Annotated in this window: 10 protein-coding genes; 7 read left to right on the top strand and 3 right to left on the bottom strand. The window is 49.2% G+C overall.

Annotation, left to right across the window (positions count from 1 at the left end):
* The first annotated feature begins 167 nt into the window (after positions 1–167).
* The 7 genes from pepA to JAO78_RS12830 all read left to right on the top strand — a co-directional run bounded on the left by pepA (position 168) and on the right by JAO78_RS12830 (position 9,896).
* Positions 168–1,676, top strand: a complete 1,509-nt coding sequence (pepA, locus tag JAO78_RS12860) for a leucyl aminopeptidase (RefSeq protein WP_226751765.1) — start codon at positions 168–170, stop codon at positions 1,674–1,676.
* A complete protein-coding gene (locus JAO78_RS12855; protein ID WP_226751764.1) occupies positions 1,676–2,140 on the top strand; it encodes a DNA polymerase III subunit chi in 465 nt (154 codons plus the stop codon). Before pepA ends, JAO78_RS12855 begins: the two co-directional genes overlap by 1 nt.
* A gap of 17 nt (positions 2,141–2,157) precedes the next feature.
* Positions 2,158–5,016, top strand: coding sequence for a valine--tRNA ligase (locus JAO78_RS12850; RefSeq protein ID WP_226751763.1), 2,859 nt, complete (start codon positions 2,158–2,160; stop codon positions 5,014–5,016).
* Positions 5,017–5,307: 291 nt separating this feature from the next.
* Entirely contained in the window at positions 5,308–6,807 is a 1,500-nt protein-coding gene (locus JAO78_RS12845) for a Na+/H+ antiporter NhaC family protein (RefSeq protein WP_226751762.1), read from the top strand.
* Positions 6,808–7,075: 268 nt separating this feature from the next.
* Positions 7,076–7,417, top strand: a complete 342-nt coding sequence (locus JAO78_RS12840; protein WP_226751761.1) for a PadR family transcriptional regulator — start codon at positions 7,076–7,078, stop codon at positions 7,415–7,417.
* 2 nt (positions 7,418–7,419) lie between these two features.
* Positions 7,420–8,367: an HAAS signaling domain-containing protein gene (locus JAO78_RS12835; protein ID WP_226751760.1), complete on the top strand. Its 948-nt coding sequence runs from the start codon at positions 7,420–7,422 to the stop codon at positions 8,365–8,367.
* Positions 8,368–8,807: 440 nt separating this feature from the next.
* The gene (locus tag JAO78_RS12830; protein WP_226751759.1) at positions 8,808–9,896 is read left to right on the top strand and encodes a DUF3083 family protein; all 1,089 of its coding nucleotides are present in this window, start codon (positions 8,808–8,810) and stop codon (positions 9,894–9,896) included.
* A gap of 108 nt (positions 9,897–10,004) precedes the next feature.
* Here the strand turns inward: JAO78_RS12830 and JAO78_RS12825 are convergent, their stop codons facing one another.
* From JAO78_RS12825 to JAO78_RS12815, 3 genes are all read right to left on the bottom strand, one after another.
* The gene (locus JAO78_RS12825) at positions 10,005–13,802 is read right to left on the bottom strand and encodes an efflux RND transporter permease subunit (RefSeq protein ID WP_226751758.1); all 3,798 of its coding nucleotides are present in this window, start codon (positions 13,800–13,802) and stop codon (positions 10,005–10,007) included.
* Between the two features lie 2 nt (positions 13,803–13,804).
* Entirely contained in the window at positions 13,805–15,643 is a 1,839-nt protein-coding gene (locus tag JAO78_RS12820; RefSeq protein WP_226751786.1) for an efflux RND transporter periplasmic adaptor subunit, read from the bottom strand.
* 129 nt (positions 15,644–15,772) lie between these two features.
* Positions 15,773–16,189, bottom strand: coding sequence for a hypothetical protein (locus tag JAO78_RS12815; protein ID WP_226751757.1), 417 nt, complete (start codon positions 16,187–16,189; stop codon positions 15,773–15,775).
* Positions 16,190–16,250 lie beyond the last annotated feature (61 nt).

The raw sequence follows: 16,250 nt of genomic DNA, 5'->3' as shown, positions 1-16,250 counted from the left end.
CAGTAAACTTGGTATTTATAGCAATTATTATCGGGCAAAGCGGCTTAAAATCCGAGCTTTTTTATTTATTCTCGGTAAAATTCATTATCACTTTGTAGTCTGCTACTGCCCGCAGTACTTTAATTAGCGACTTATAGTAGCATAGTCTCTTAGAATCAGGAGTAAACATGGAGTTCAGCGTAAAAAGCGGAAGTCCCGAAAAACAACGTAGTGCTTGCATCGTTGTTGGTGTCTATGAACCGCGTCGCCTCTCTGCAGTAGCAGAGCAATTAGATAAAATCAGCGAAGGCTATATCAGCAATTTGCTTCGCCGTGGTGATTTAGAAGGCAAACCAGGGCAGATGCTGTTACTGCACCATGTTCCGAATGTACTAAGCGAGCGAGTGCTATTAGTGGGCTGTGGTAAAGAGCGTGAGCTAGACGAGCGCCAGTATCGGCAAATTATCGCCAAAACCATCAGCACCTTGAACGAAACCGGTTCAATGGAAGCCGTCTGCTTTTTATCTGAATTGCATGTGAAAGGCCGTGATACCTACTGGAAAGTGCGTCATGCCGTTGAAACCACACAAGATTGCCTCTATGTGTTTGATCGTTTAAAAAGCAAAAAAGATGAAACACGCCGCCCGCTGCGTAAAATTGTGTTTAACGTACCCACCCGTCGCGATCTGACCATTGGTGAACGTGCAGTAGACCATGGTTTAGCCATTGCTGCCGGTATCAAACAATGTAAAGACGTGGGCAACATGCCTCCGAATATCTGCACACCGGTGTACCTTGCGGAACAGGCCTCTGCCTTACAAAGCCTGTCTGACAAAGTCAGTGTTGAAGTACTGGGTGTAGAGGAAATGAGCGCCCTTGGGATGAACTCTTACTTAGCGGTTGGCCGCGGTTCGGTTAACCAGCCACGTATGTCGGTAATTAAATACAATGGTGCCGGTAACGACAGCGCGCCTGTGGTATTAATTGGTAAAGGTTTAACCTTCGACTCGGGTGGTATTAGCTTAAAACCGGGCGATGGCATGGACGAAATGAAGTTTGATATGTGCGGCGCCGCCTCTGTGTTTGGTACCATGCACGCCGTGATCAACTTACAATTGCCGATTAATATCGTGGCGGTGCTAGCCGCCGCTGAAAACATGCCGGATGCCAATGCTTATCGGCCGGGTGATATTCTTACTACGATGTCTGGGCAAACGGTTGAAGTATTAAATACCGACGCCGAAGGCCGTTTAGTATTGTGTGATGCACTCACTTACGTTGAACGCTTTGATCCTGAGCTGGTGATTGATGTGGCCACCTTAACCGGTGCTTGTGTGATTGCACTGGGCAAACACGCTTCTGGCTTACTGAGTAACCACAACCCGCTTGCCCATGAAATCCTCAATGCTTCAGAGCAAAGCGGTGACCGTGCTTGGCGTTTACCGCTGTGGGATGAATATCAAGATCAACTGGAAAGCCCTTTTGCCGACTTCAGTAACTTAGGTGGCCGTGCAGCCGGTACTATTACTGCAGCCTGCTTCCTGTCTCGCTTTACCCGCAAATATAACTGGGCACACCTTGATATTGCTGGAACTGCTTGGCGTAGTGGCGGTAAAGATAAAGGCTCTACCGGTCGTCCGGTCGCGTTATTAACGCAGTTCCTGATTAACCGTACGGGCAACAATCAGGATCATTAATGACTGTTACGTTTTATGTGCTGGCTGAGCCTGATGGCTCAGCTGAACACACCGCCACTCTGAATGAGCTGTCGCCTGCGCCAGCTCATTTTGCTTTTGCTTGTCAGCTTTGTGCCGATTTGTACCGCGCCAATCAACGCGTTTTTGTATATACTGCCGACCAACACATGGCCGAACAGCTAGACGAATTACTCTGGCAGTTTGATGCGGAACGTTTTGTGCCGCATAACCTCAGTGGTGAAGGCCCCGCGCGTGGCGCACCCATTGAGATTGGCTGGCAAGCACCACGACAAAGTCGTCAGGTGTTAATCAATTTAACCGACAACATGCCGGAATTTGCCCGGCGTTTTGCGCGTGTAATCGAATTTGTTCCGGCAGAAGCGTCGTTAAAAGCGCAAGCCCGGGAACGTTACAAACAATATCGTCAAGCTGGCATCACGCCTGAAACCGTACAAGCCGACTGAATTTACAGGTATCTCTGATGGAAAAAACCTTCAATCCAAGCGAAATAGAACAGGCCATGTATCAGGCCTGGGAAAGCAAAGGCTATTTTAAACCGAACGGTGATGACCGTGCAGGTAATAACTATTGCATCATGATCCCGCCACCAAACGTTACCGGTAGCCTGCATATGGGACATGCCTTCCAGCAAACCATTATGGATGCGCTAACACGTTACCAACGCATGCAAGGTAAAAATGCCTTGTGGCAAGTGGGCAGTGATCACGCCGGTATCGCCACACAAATGGTGGTTGAACGTAAATTAGCCGCAGAAGGTTTGCCAGGCCGCCATGAGCTTGGCCGTGACAAATTTATTGAAAAAATCTGGGAGTGGAAAGCCGAATCAGGTGGCACCATCACCTCGCAAATGCGCCGTTTAGGCAACTCGGTAGACTGGGATCGTGAACGTTTTACCATGGATGCCGGTTTATCCAATGCCGTGCAAGAAGTGTTTGTGCGTTTATACGAAGATGATCTGATCTACCGTGGTAAGCGCTTAGTGAACTGGGATCCGAAACTGCACACGGCTATCTCTGATTTAGAAGTTGAAAACAAAGATCAGAAAGGCCAAATGTGGCACCTGCGCTATCCGTTAGCCGACGGCGCCATGACCGCTGAAGGCAAAACTTATTTAGTGGTGGCCACCACACGCCCGGAAACCATGTTGGGCGATACCGGTGTTGCAGTAAACCCAGACGATCCACGTTATCAAGCGCTGATCGGCAAAGAGATCCTGTTGCCTTTAGTTAATCGTCGCATCCCAATTGTAGCCGACGACCATGCCGATATGGAAAAAGGCACGGGTTGCGTCAAAATTACCCCAGCACATGACTTCAACGACTATGAAGTAGGTAAACGTCATCAATTGCCGATGATCAACATTCTGACTCTCGATGCCATGATCCGCAGCGAAGGTGAATGTTTTTTCACTAATGGTGAAGTTAATCCGGCGCTCAGCGCGCCTATTCCTGCCGAGTTTCAGCAGCTAGAACGTTATGCCGCACGTAAAGCCATTGTTGCGGCTTTTGATGCTGCGGGTTTGCTGGAAAAGGTGGAAGAACATAACAATACCCTGCCCTACGGCGATCGTAGCGGCGTGGTGATTGAGCCGATGCTGACCGATCAATGGTATGTGCGCGCTGCACCGCTGGCGAAAACCGCAGTAGAAGCGGTAGAAAGCGGTCAAATTCAGTTTGTACCAAAACAATATGAAAACATGTATTACAGCTGGATGCGCGATATTCAAGATTGGTGTATCTCGCGCCAACTCTGGTGGGGCCATCGTATTCCCGCTTGGTACGACGCCGACGGTAAAGTCTATGTTGGCCGTAACGAAGCCGAAGTTCGCGCTAAATATCAACTGGCTGACAGCATAGCACTACAACAAGATAACGATGTATTAGATACCTGGTTTAGCTCCGCGTTGTGGACCTTCTCTACGCTTGGCTGGCCAGAGCAAACCGATGATTTAAAAACCTTTCATCCGACCGATGTGTTGGTAACCGGTTTTGACATTATTTTCTTCTGGGTAGCACGCATGATCATGATGACCATGCACTTTATCAAAGATGAACAAGGCCAACCGCAAGTACCGTTTAAAACGGTCTATGTTACCGGCCTGATCCGCGATGAAAGCGGCGATAAAATGTCGAAATCCAAAGGCAACGTTATCGATCCATTAGATATGATTGACGGTATTAGCCTGGAAGATTTATTGGCCAAGCGCACCAGAAATATGATGCAACCGCAATTAGCGAAGAAAATTGCTGATCGCACCACGAAACAATTCCCTGAAGGCATCCCCAGCAGCGGCACCGATGCTGTGCGCTTTACCTTAGCCACGTTAGCCTCAACCGGTCGTGATATTAACTGGGATATGAAGCGCTTAGAAGGTTACCGTAACTTCTGCAATAAATTGTGGAACGCCAGCCGTTATGTGTTGATGAATACCGAAGAGCAAGATTGCGGTTTCGGCACTGCAGAGAAAACCCTGTCGCTGGCCGACAAATGGATCTTGGCGCAGTATCAACAAACGGTGAAACAAGTGCGGCATTACTTTGATACCTACCGCTTTGACTTAGCCGCTACGGCCTTGTATGAATTTACTTGGAATCAGTTCTGTGACTGGTATTTAGAACTGACTAAGCCGATTTTATTTAAAGGTAATGAAGCGGAACAGCGTGGTACGCGCCACACCTTGATCACGGTGCTCGAAAGTTTACTGCGTTTAATGCACCCGATCATGCCGTTCATCACCGAAAGCATCTGGCAATCGGTTAAACCGTTGGCCAATATTCAAAGCGACAGCATTATGCTGGCCGCTTACCCTGAATATCAGGCTGACTTAGTCGATGAAACAGCACAAGCCGATCTGGAATGGCTAAAAGCCGTGATCACCGCTATCCGTAACGTGCGTGGTGAAATGAACATTTCGCCGAATAAGCCCTTAACGGTTTTATTACGCAACATCTCCACCGAAGAACAGCGCCGTATTGAACAGAACCGTAACTTCCTATTAGTGATGGCAAAACTGGAAAGCCTGGAGTTGTTAGCGCCTGAGCAAAAAGCGCCTGCCAGCGCCGCACAGTTAATTGGTAATATGGATCTGCTGATCCCGATGGCCGGTTTAATTGATAAAGAAGCCGAATTAGGCCGAATTGCTAAGCAGCTGGAAAAAACCGAGCAAGAGCTGTCTCGTGTTGCCGGCAAGCTAAACAACGAAGGCTTTGTTGCCAAAGCACCAGAGGCGGTTTTAGCAAAAGAGCGCGCCAAACAAGCTGAGCTAGAGCAAGCTGTTGCCAAGTTACAGCTGCAACAAGCCGAGATCGCTGCGATTTAAGCAACACAGTTAACATGTTAAGCAATACCCACGGCCAGTAACTGGCCGTGGGTATTTTTTTGTTAGCGCTGGTAATTGTACAAGCGCGAGTTTTTGTTATCATGCACAGGTTTGTTTGTATCCTAAACAAACACAATTAGCGTGCTCAGGTAAGAAAGCTTTTACGGTAAGTTTTTCAAGCCACAGCTACTGCTCGCACTGTGACTATCGCTCCGTTGAGTTGTCCATTCTGCTGCAACGGTTCAATACCTTTTTTGCCGGTAAGCCGGACTTTTATACGAGAATAAAAATATGTCAGCAGAAGATACCTTAGGGAGTTTGGCCGAGCCTGTTGCAGCGGCGGTCGAAGCGGCCGCCATTGCGCCAAGTGCGATAAGTTTAATCCCACCTCTTGTTGTTCTAGCCTTTGCCATCTGGTTAAAGCGCCCCATTTTGGCGCTGGTGCTAGGTGCTGCGTCAGGTCTATTATTAATTGGCTCACCACTCGACGCGCTATTTAATTTAGGCGAAACCTCTGTTCGCGTGATGCAAGATGAAACCATCGGTTGGCTCATTTTAGTTTGCGGTGGCTTTGGTGCGTTAATTGCGCTGTTGGTGCATACCGGTGGGGCCTTTGCCTTTGGCCGCATGGCGCAGCAATATGCAAAAGGGCGTAAACCGTCCCTGTTCATGACCTACCTATTAGGTTTAATTATTTTTATTGATGATTACCTAAATGCCCTGACGGTCGGTGAAACCATGAAACGGTTAACCGATAAATATAAAGTGTCACGCGAAATGCTGGCCTATGTGGTCGATTCTACTGCCGCACCCATGTGTGTGTTAGTGCCGATTTCAACTTGGGCTATTTTCTTCGGTGGCTTATTAGTTGCTAACGATATTGCGCCGGCCAGCGATCCGAATGGCATTAAAACCTATATCGCGGCCATTCCTTACATGATTTATGCTTGGTTGGCGCTAATCATGGTGCCGCTGGTTATCTTGGGTATAGTGCCGTTGATTGGTCCAATGAAAAAAGCCGAATTAGCCGCGATGCAAGCAGTGGATGCCCCGTTGAACAGCGTGGTCAGTGCCGAAGCACTCGCTAGCAGTGTGGCTAATCACGCCACGGCTACCGGCCAGCCACATACGGGTTTTGCCGTGGCATCGTTAGAAGAAGAATTTGATCATGCCGATAAGAACGACGGCAAGTTGATGAACTTCTTATTACCGATGTTAATGCTGATTGGTTTTACCATTTGGTTTGAAGCGGAAATTTGGCCCGCGCTCATTCTAACTTTTATTATCACCATTCCGATGTACATGGCGCAGCGTTTAATGCCGTTTGTGGATATGATGGAGTTAATGATGCATGGTTTTAAAACCATGCTACCGGCTATTTGTACCGTTATCGCTGCCTTTACCTTTAAAGATGTTTGCGATCAACTGGGCTTACCGCTGTATGTGATTGAGAATTTAGCCCCCTACATGACAGCACAAATGCTGCCTGCCTTAGTGTTCGTCGCGATGGCGGTGTTAGCTTTTGTAACCGGTTCAAGCTGGGGCATTTTCGCGGTATCAATCCCTATCGTTATGCCATTAGCGATGACAGTCGAGGCGAATATCCCACTGGTGATCGGCGCTCTGCTTTCAGCCAGCTCGTTCGGTAGCCAAGCCTGTTTCTACAGTGACTCTACCGTACTGGCCGCACAAGGCTCAGGCTGTAATTTGATGAGCCACGCACTAACGCAGTTCCCTTATGCGTTAATGGCCGCCATTGCAGCGTTCTTTGGGTTTATCTTACTAGCGTAGGTTTTGACCCAGGCAAAAAACCATAAGGGCGCGTAAAGCGCCTTTATTGTTTTGTATTATGTCTATTTCAGTCGCCAACAAACCCGCAAATACCCTTACACAAACTCAATAATGGCCGATTATAGCGTTACGCAATGGCTGCGCTTATTAAGCAAAGTATAAAAATAAAATCACTTGCAATCTTACTGTGCGTCACCTAGTATCTTAACTGTGCGCTACACAGTATGCGCCGTACAGTATCGCCGACATCAACAGAAGGAGCAAGCAGATGACCTTGGCACAACGCGATAAAATGCGCCTAGAGTTACGCCGTGGCGTGCTGGTGTTGGCAGTATTAGCTTCACTAAAACAGGCGCACTATGGCTATTCACTGCGGCAACAGTTACAGCAAGGCGGCATCGACATTGATGAAGGCACCTTATATCCGTTGATCCGGCGGCTAGCTGAGCAAGGTCTACTAGAGAGCGAATGGCAGCAAGCAGAGGGACGGGAACGACGTTATTACAAGTTGTCTGCCTTGGGTGCAACGTTGTTACAACAGCTAACGCAAGAGTGGCAAAACCTCAATGGCGCACTAGCTAACTTATTGGTTACTGAGAAGGAAAAATAGTCATGGACTTAGTCACTCGATATATTGCTGCGGTGCAGCGCGAGCTACCGGCGGCGAAACGCGAAGAAATTGCGAGAGAGTTGCAGGCCAATATTATGGATGAACTGGATGCGTTAACGGCAGCGCAAGGTGCCTTAAGCGACGCAGATGTCAGCCAGCTGTTAAAGCAAATGGGCCATCCACGACAAGTTGCTAGACAGTTTGTACCCGAGCAGCCATTTATTAACGCCAGTTATATGCCCATTTATCGCTATACCTTAACGCTAGTACTCGGGATCTTGTTTTTGATCCAAGTGGTCAAGAGCACTTTTGGCTGGTTATCCTACGCTGATGTCGGTTTGATTAGCTTAGTGTTCAGTATCGCGGCAGGATGGATTGATGATGCTTGCTTTGCTTTTACTGCCATTACCCTAGGTTATTTTGTCATTTCCAAACAAACCCCTGAACCAGAGCAGCACTGCTGGCAAAACTGGCAGCCGGAAAATTTACCTAGCGCGGGCTTTAGCTGGCAGACGATTGCACTACAAGATATTTTTACTGATTTGGCGAGTTATTTATTTTTACTGGTGGTCATATTTTACCCACTGTGGCAAGTTGTGGCGCCAGCAGAAACCCCTAGCGTATTGCTCAGCAACGAGGTAAAAACATTGCTACTGTGGTGTACACCTTTGTTGCTCGCGGGTATCTGCAATAGCCTATGGCAATTAAAGCAGCGTATTTGGCAGAAAGCGCTATTGCAGGCGAATATTATCATCAACGCTTTGTTTACCTTGGTAATTCTGTATTTGGCAATGATGTCGCCTTTTTTGCAAATAACCGAACAGCCTTTGCTTGGCATGCTTAGCTCGGCGCAAGTTGAACGTTCAATAACGATAAGTTTAGTTGTGCTAGCGTTATTTCCGGCATGGGAAGTGCTACGTGATAGTTGGCGCTGGCGTCAGTTAAGCTAAATTGATGCTGAACTAAAACAGTGCGCTCCTATCATGCTGATCAACGAACGCTAGCCAAATTAAAGGTGTAAACCATTTAGGTTCTAGTTTAGGGGAGCAGCAAAACCTGCTCACTTCATGCAGATGAGCTTTCAACCGTTGAAAAGCGCATCTGCGGCTTGCCACATCACATAAGCTTTAACGTGCTGTAAAGCATAAATACAAAGCCATTTCGCAGATATTGATATTAGTGCAAAGCTCAATAGAAACACGCACCGCTAAACAAGGCAAAATACGGCCAAGATAGATGGATATCGAGTAAATTGTGGAGCCTTCATAGATACTTTAAATTAAGCTGAATTTAACCTTAACAAGTCTAAAATAATTACATTAAACATTTCTATATTAACATTGTATTTCTGGTAAAATTGCCGCTAATTTATACACCTGAGGAAACACCTATGCCTGTAAGCTCGCAACACAAAGTTTATTTACCAGCTGAAGCCCGAGATAACCAATATCTCTTAGCTGAATTTGCGTTAACAGACGAACTACTCGCGGCCTTTCCTGCTAGCAACCCAGCAAAACCGTTTGAACAGCTTTATCAGCAATTGTCACAGCAGTTTTTTGAACTGGCGGATGCGGCGCAGTTACACAACGTGCATCTGATTGCGAATGGTAAAACGCCGGTGGTGCGCTTCCATCAGGAAGCTTACGTATTACAAACCACTGAACAAATTTTATTTTTCTATAACCCAAGCTATCACGAAGCACAGCATAGCTTTTATGATGCCAGCATCCGAGCACGAAAAATTTCTTTATTATTTTTAGCCACCGACCAGCCATTACGCGCCAACGCTGCAACGTTCCACCAAAAAGTCACGACAGTGCTACAACAACTGCTGGCTAACTTAAAAATGACTGAGACAAAAGTAAAAGTGCGTGACCATCAGCATCTTACTTATGATTTGTTTGCCAAGGCCAAAGGCCAGAAAGAAAGTTACGGCTACAAATTGCGCTCAATTGGAGCGCGCTATAAAGCACGGCAATGTGAACTGCCAGAACATAATGCGCTTACCTATGTCATCGTCAACTTACCGTTAAGCCGGCGCTTAAAAGAGCAAGTCGCATTGAATTTACAGAGTGATGCGCCATATCTGCCGCTGTATCAAAAAGTCAGTGATAGCTTTGTCAGCGCCTGTCAGCCCGAGCAATTCAAACATTTAGCCGTGCTGGCTAATGGTTTGTTACCCTTGGTGCGCAATAGTCAATTTGATAAAAGCAGCCATGGTACAGAGTTGCAGATGATTGGTTTTGATCCGAGCGCGCAAGCAGGTCAACTGATCAGCGATTTGCAAGGCGATAAACTGGTTGAAATGATGCAATTAGTGATCTTCGCCACGCCAGCCGATCAAACCGATATGGGCTATGGCCGCTTTATGAACCAGGTAGAAGCGGCGTTACATCGCTTTGCCAAAAGCTTAGCACTGCAACCCGAGCGGGACGATCTCACTGTGCGTTTTCATCAGCATATTAGTTATCATCTATAAGTTAGCAATAGCCGTAACCCAGCACCCGCTAAGTTACGGCAGATAAATGCCTACCTCTCTACAGATTAAAAAGGGCGCTAACTGCGCCCTTTCTCGCTTTTTCTCATACTACTTCATGGCTAAGCGCCACTCCTCGCGTGCTGAGTAGAGTACCGGAATTAAAAAGATACTCAGTAGCACAAAAAACATGCCGCCGACGGTGGGCACGGCCATGGGGATCATTAAATCGGCGCCGCGGCCACTGGCACTGAGCACCGGTAATAACGCTAAGATGGTTGTGGCAGACGTCATTAAGCAAGGGCCGATGCGCTTGGCGGCCGCGGCTAATACCAATTCGCGTACCGCCGCTTGCGAGCGGGGTTGATGTTCGGCAAATTGCTGCTTTAAATAGGTCGCCATTACGATGCCGTCATCAACCGCGATACCAAATAACGCTAAAAAGCCGACCCACACGGCGATACTTAGGTTATAGGCTTGCAGGTTAAACAGCTCACGTAAATTGGCACCAAACCAGCTAACATTAAGAAAATCGGGCTGGGCAAAGGCATCTAAGGCAATAAAGCCACCGGCCCAAGCAATGGCAATGCTGCTAAAAATCATCAAGGCCGTACTAACTTGTTGGAACTGCAGATACAGCAACATAAAAATCAATATCAGCGCTAAGGGCACCAGCCACATTAACGTGGCTGCCGCACTTTGTTGTTGCTGGTAACTGCCAGCAAACTGATAACTGACACCGGCGGGCAACGTTAATTCGCCCTTGTTTAGCAATTGCATCAAATGCGCTTCGACCTGCGCCACGGCGTCTACTTCAGCTAAACCGGGATGGGCGCCAAAGGTAATATAGGCCGTGAGAAAGCTGTTCTCAGAGCGGATCATTTGTGGGCCGCGCTCATAGCGCAGTTCGGCCAGCTGACTGAGTGGCACTTGATAGCCCGCTGGCGTGCTAATCAGCACCTCGTTAATCGCCTCCACGGTATCGCGTTGCTCACGCTGATAACGCACGCGGATCGGGTAACGTTCGCGCCCTTCTACCGTGAGCCCCGCTTCCATGCCACCCAGCGCCGTGCTAATACTTTGCTGCACCTGTTGCATCGACAAGCCATGTCGGGCAATCGCTTGCCGATCCGGCACAATACTTAAATAAGGCTGGCCGACCACCCGTTCGGCATTCACCGTTAACGGTACTATGCCTGGAGCTTGGCGTAGTATGGCTTCAAATTGCAGCGCCATTTGCTCTAATGTCGCCAAATCTGGCCCTTGCAATTTAATGCCCATCGCCGCCCGCATACCGGTTTGTAACATCAGTAAGCGCGTTTCAATCGGCTGTAGTTTCGGTGCAGAAGTCACACCTGGCAGTTGCGCCGCTTGCACAATTTCTTGCCAAATATCCTCTGGCGACGTTATATGCTCACGCCATTGCCGATAAGGTCGGCCACGCGCATCAGCAATCAACTCGCCATTAGTATCACGGGTAAATTGCTGGCTGCTACTATCAAAGCGGAAAAATTGCCGACGTCCTTGCGCATCAGTGCGATATTCACTGTGATACTGGATCTGCGTTTCAATCATGCCCAGTGGCGCGGGATCTAAGGCGGTATCGGCTCGACCTATTTTGCCCACTACCGATTTAACTTCGGGAATGCCGGCAATGGCTTTGTCTTGCTGTTGCAGCACGGCTAAGGCTTCACTGATTGAAGTATGCGGCATTAACGAGGGCATAAACAGAAAAGCGCCTTCATCCAGTGCCGGCATAAACTCACGTCCCAAGCCCGGAAAGCGTTTGGCTAACGCGCTGTCGGCTTGTACACCCGGGATCACGCGATCCGCACCCAGCCAGACACTTAACCCCGTTAGCACCACCAACAGTGGTAAAACGATAAACAGTGCTTTAAAACGTAAACACAGCGCTAATAACGGCAAGTAGGCGCGCTGAAACAACCAAAAGCCGCCTAAAATCAGCAGTAACAGCGTACTGACCAACAGTAAGTTATGCCAAAAACCGGCGGCAGGGCCTAACGGTAACCACAATTGCGAAAGCAACACCAAGGCCGTAACAAGCAGGATGATCACCAGCACATGCTTTAAACGCGGTAATAAGCCGCTGGGTAAGAAAGCCGTCCATGCCAATAAAGGCGCAGGTATGCGCTGAACCAAACCTTGTAACAGGCTGCGTAAACCTTGCGTATTAGGCGCGAACAACAAATACAGCAACACCGGTAATAAGGTGACCGCCAGCAACACGGCACAAAGTAACACAAAGGTTTTGGTGTAGGCCAAAGGCCCAAACAATTTGCCTTCGGCGCCCGTCATGGCAAACACCGGTAAAAAGCTGATGATGGTGGTGCTAATAGCAGTAAGGATAGCGGGGCCCACTTCTTGACCTGCTTGCATGATGGCGTGTTGCAAAGACAAAGCAGGTTGATCTTGCCGTTGTCTAAGCAGGTTCTCCGTAAAAATGATGCCTAAATCCACAATAGTGCCGATAGCGATGGCGATACCGGCCAACGCCACGATATTGGCTTCTACCTGAAACAGCCGCATCAGCAAAAAGGTACAGAGTACCGTGGCCGGTAATAATAAACTGATCGCCAAGGCGGCCCGCACTTGCCACAGCAGAGCCAGTACCACAATCGTGGTTAACAATAATTGCAAACTGAGGGCGCTTTCTAACGTGCCGACGGTTTCATCAATTAATAACGAACGATCATAAAACGGCACTATGCTGACCTGACTTAGCGTTAGCCAAGTGGGCCAATCAGCTTGCGGTTGCGCGCGTAGCCAGTCGCGCCAGGCGTTAGGCTGCTGTTGATAATCTGGCAGTGATTGGGCGCTGGCAAAGCGTTCAACTTCAACCTGACTAATCTTTGCCCAGTCAATCACCGCTTTGGCCGGCATGCCTGGCACTAACTCTTGCATGCGCTGGCGTAAGTTAGTAATCGCTTGTCGTGGGTTATAGCCTTCACGCACCGTCACGACGGCGCCTACCGCTTCGGCTCCGGCCACATCCAAAGCACCGCGCCGGGCAGCAGGGCCGACATTCACGCTAGCCACGTCTTGCACCCGAATGGGCGTATTATTCGGCCCCAGTCGCACCACCGCTTGTTCAATATCGGCGAGGTTTTTAATAAAGCCCTGACCGCGGATCAGGTACTCAACACCATTGATTTCGCGACTGCCCGCACTCACGTCCAGATTCGATGCCATCACCGCCGCCGTGACTTGCTCTAAACTGACTTGATACAAACGCAGTAAATTGGCATCGACTTCTATTTGATATTCGCGCTGATAACCACCAATGGCCGCGACTTCGCTGATACCTTCAGCGGTTAACAAGCCGCTGCGTAAATACCAATCCTGCACTGAACGCAGCTCAGCCAAGGTCCAGCCACCGGTGGTTTTTCCCTGCGGGTCTTGTCCTTCTAAGGTGTACCAGAACACCTGCCCTAAACCGGTGGCATCAGGGCCTAAGGCGGGCTGCACACCACTAGGTAACGTATCTTCAGGTAGACTAGCCAGTTTCTCTAAAATGCGCGAACGCGCCCAATAAAACTCGATATCTTCGTCGAAAATCAGCGCAATACTGCTAAAACCGAACATCGACAGTGAACGCACATCCTTCACCCCTGGCACGCCCATCAACGCAGCACTGAGCGGGTAAGTGAGTTGATCTTCGACATCTTGTGGCGAACGCCCAGCCCAATCCGCAAAAACGATCTGTTGGTTTTCACCCAAATTAGGGATGGCATCCACCGTAATGGGTTTAAGTGGTATACCGTGTTGCCAGGCAAAAGGCGCCACACCCATACCCGCCACTAACAACAGCGATGCCAACAGCATCACCACTAATTTTTGCCGCATCAGCACGGCCAGCACACGGCCAAAGCCGCCGATTTGTGCAGTCATGCTTATGCCTCCCCGCCAAATTGACGGACCAAGTCGCCACAACCGAGCATCATCGCACCGAAATAAGGGTTACGTAACTGATCGGTAGGCTGCAACCAGCTGGCACCCTCACCATCGCGCGCCATCGGGCAATAGGCTTCATACCAACCTTTGGCTAATACCCCTAGCTCGGCAAAACGTAATAAACCGATATTATGCCGATAGAATAAGGCGCGAGCACTCTGCAGATCCGTTACTTGATCTAGCTCGCCCTCACCGGCCTTAAGTGCCATTAATAGCCCCGGAAAACGATCCGGCCACGCAATGCCCGCGACCGCTTGTTGCATTGCCAGCGTGCCTTGGCGCCATGCGCTAAGATCGTCACTAATTAAACCGAGATAGAGCTGCTGATAAGCGGCCAATAACGGCGCTTGTTGCTCATCACTTAACACAAAACCCGAGCTTGGTTTAACCGGTGTTACCGCTGCGGCGCGCTCTTGGCTGTCCAGCATGCTATGATCTGCATGGCTTGTACTATTACTTTTACTATTACTTGCACTGGTGCTTGAACTACTGCTCGAACCGTGTTGGTGTAACATCGGGGCTCGCCCCGAGGCGGTGGGGTTCAGCATACTGGCTAAACCGCGAATTTGCAGCTCGCTGTCTAAGCGAAACGCCCCTTGTGTCACGACTAACTCACCTTGCTCTAGCCCCGCTAATACCTGATATTGCTCACCTATGCGCTGCCCTAGGGTAATGCGACGAGGATTATAATGCGGTTGCTCGGCATCGGTTTGCACATACACCAATGACTGGTTACCCGTAAACAACACGGCACTGGCGGGAATTAACAAACTTTCCGCGACCGGCAATTGCGCGCGAGCATGGGCTAACATGCCCGGCCTTAAACGCCCAGTGGGGTTCGGCATCACCGCCCGGATGCGCGCAGTGCGACTGCTCGCATCTAACACCGGCTCAATCAGCTCAATGCTGGCACTGAACGTCTCGCCCGCAAAAGCCGGCAATTGCACCTCCAGCGCCTGTCCAACCCGCAGCAAGCCAAGTTGCTGCTCAAACACTTCTAATTCTAACCATAATTGGTCCAGTGCCAACACCGTAAATAGCGGTTGACCGGCACTGACATAGGCACCTTGATTGACCCATTTTTCAGTAATAATGCCACTAACTGGCGCACTGATGGTGACGGTATCTTGTAACTGTTCACGCTGCAGGATCTGTTCAATTTGCGTGGCAGGTACACCTAACAAACGTAAACGACGGCGTGCGCTATCTAGCGTCGTACCGGCCGGCAAACTGCCACGGTCAGCACTCAGTTGCTTGGCTTGCAACAATTCTTGCTGGATGACGATAAGATCCGGGCTGAAGATTTCCAGCATCGGCTCGCCAGCGGTTACCGTTTGCGCAGTGCGATTCACATAGGCTTGTTCAATACGCCCACTGCTCCAGGCACTGATAGTTTGAATACGACTTTCATCAGCCGCCAAGGTGCCCGGCAAGTTAAGCTTTGCAGTTGCTGTACTAAGGCGTACCGGTTGCACCTGTGTTTGCAGTAAGGCGGCGGCACGCGGGCTTAGCCGCAGCACTGCCGCATTAGCGGCTTCATCTTTTACCATATTTTCTTGCGGCACCGGGATTAACGCCATACCACAAATGGGGCAACGCGCATTAGCATCAGTTAAACGAATTTGCGGATGCATCGAGCAGGTATACACCTGACTGTCTGGCTGTAAAGCCGCTAAAGGATCGGCAACCTTTGACTGCATTTGACTATGCGCATGCCCGGCATGCGGATCAGCTTGTTGCTGCGCCATGGCCGACAGCGGCAAGAAGCATAAAGACATAACCAACAAAGGCATCCTGACGGAAAACAATAATGACGCAAGTGAAGAAGATGGCAACATAATAAAAACCCTTACTGAAAATAGCTGGAGCCGATGCAAGCATCAGCAAAAAAGCGACTCAGAAAAGGGTTAAATACGTAATTGATTGTTCGATAAATACAACGGCAACCGTCGTTTTGGCGGGGGCGTATGTAATTGACTGACTGGGATAGCCGTAGATAAAAACTCGACGGCTGACAACTTTTGCCAAGTAATAAATATTGCCGAAAAAGCCAGCTGCACTGGCTCTGCGCTGGCAGCTTGATTATCGCAACCTGAGCAGTGTTGTTGACTTGCTAGTGGTTGACTTGATGACAGCGGCATTTCTGCTGCATCGTCACGGTTGGCTGCGCTATGACAAGGCGGTGTGGTTTGCTCTATGGCAGCTGAAGTTACCGTGGCGGCCTGTGCCACATTTTGACACAGCATTAAGCACCAGGAAAAGGCCAAGCTGACGAGCAGCGGCACAGTCCAGAGTTTTTGGCGTTTAACCAAGGTGCTTAACATTAATGTTCCTGTCTATTAATAGGGCTATAGGCGCACGGTAAAGATACGCTGACCAGCGACT

Source organism: Alishewanella maricola (genome assembly GCF_016343785.1).
Classification (GTDB): domain Bacteria; phylum Pseudomonadota; class Gammaproteobacteria; order Enterobacterales; family Alteromonadaceae; genus Alishewanella; species Alishewanella maricola.
The sequence above is the reverse complement of the archived record's forward strand: the minus strand, read 5'-3'. Positions and strand labels throughout refer to the sequence as shown.

Excerpts from the sequence above, each read along its gene's own strand:
- pepA (WP_226751765.1), top strand. The coding sequence starts at position 168 with ATGGAGTTCAGCGTAAAAAGCGGAAGTCCCGAAAAACAACGTAGTGCT.
- JAO78_RS12855 (WP_226751764.1), top strand. The coding sequence starts at position 1,676 with ATGACTGTTACGTTTTATGTGCTGGCTGAGCCTGATGGCTCAGCTGAA.
- JAO78_RS12850 (WP_226751763.1), top strand. The coding sequence starts at position 2,158 with ATGGAAAAAACCTTCAATCCAAGCGAAATAGAACAGGCCATGTATCAG.
- JAO78_RS12845 (WP_226751762.1), top strand. The coding sequence starts at position 5,308 with ATGTCAGCAGAAGATACCTTAGGGAGTTTGGCCGAGCCTGTTGCAGCG.
- JAO78_RS12840 (WP_226751761.1), top strand. The coding sequence starts at position 7,076 with ATGACCTTGGCACAACGCGATAAAATGCGCCTAGAGTTACGCCGTGGC.
- JAO78_RS12835 (WP_226751760.1), top strand. The coding sequence starts at position 7,420 with ATGGACTTAGTCACTCGATATATTGCTGCGGTGCAGCGCGAGCTACCG.
- JAO78_RS12830 (WP_226751759.1), top strand. The coding sequence starts at position 8,808 with ATGCCTGTAAGCTCGCAACACAAAGTTTATTTACCAGCTGAAGCCCGA.
- JAO78_RS12825 (WP_226751758.1), bottom strand. The coding sequence starts at position 13,802 with ATGACTGCACAAATCGGCGGCTTTGGCCGTGTGCTGGCCGTGCTGATG.
- JAO78_RS12820 (WP_226751786.1), bottom strand. The coding sequence starts at position 15,643 with ATGTCTTTATGCTTCTTGCCGCTGTCGGCCATGGCGCAGCAACAAGCT.
- JAO78_RS12815 (WP_226751757.1), bottom strand. The coding sequence starts at position 16,189 with ATGTTAAGCACCTTGGTTAAACGCCAAAAACTCTGGACTGTGCCGCTG.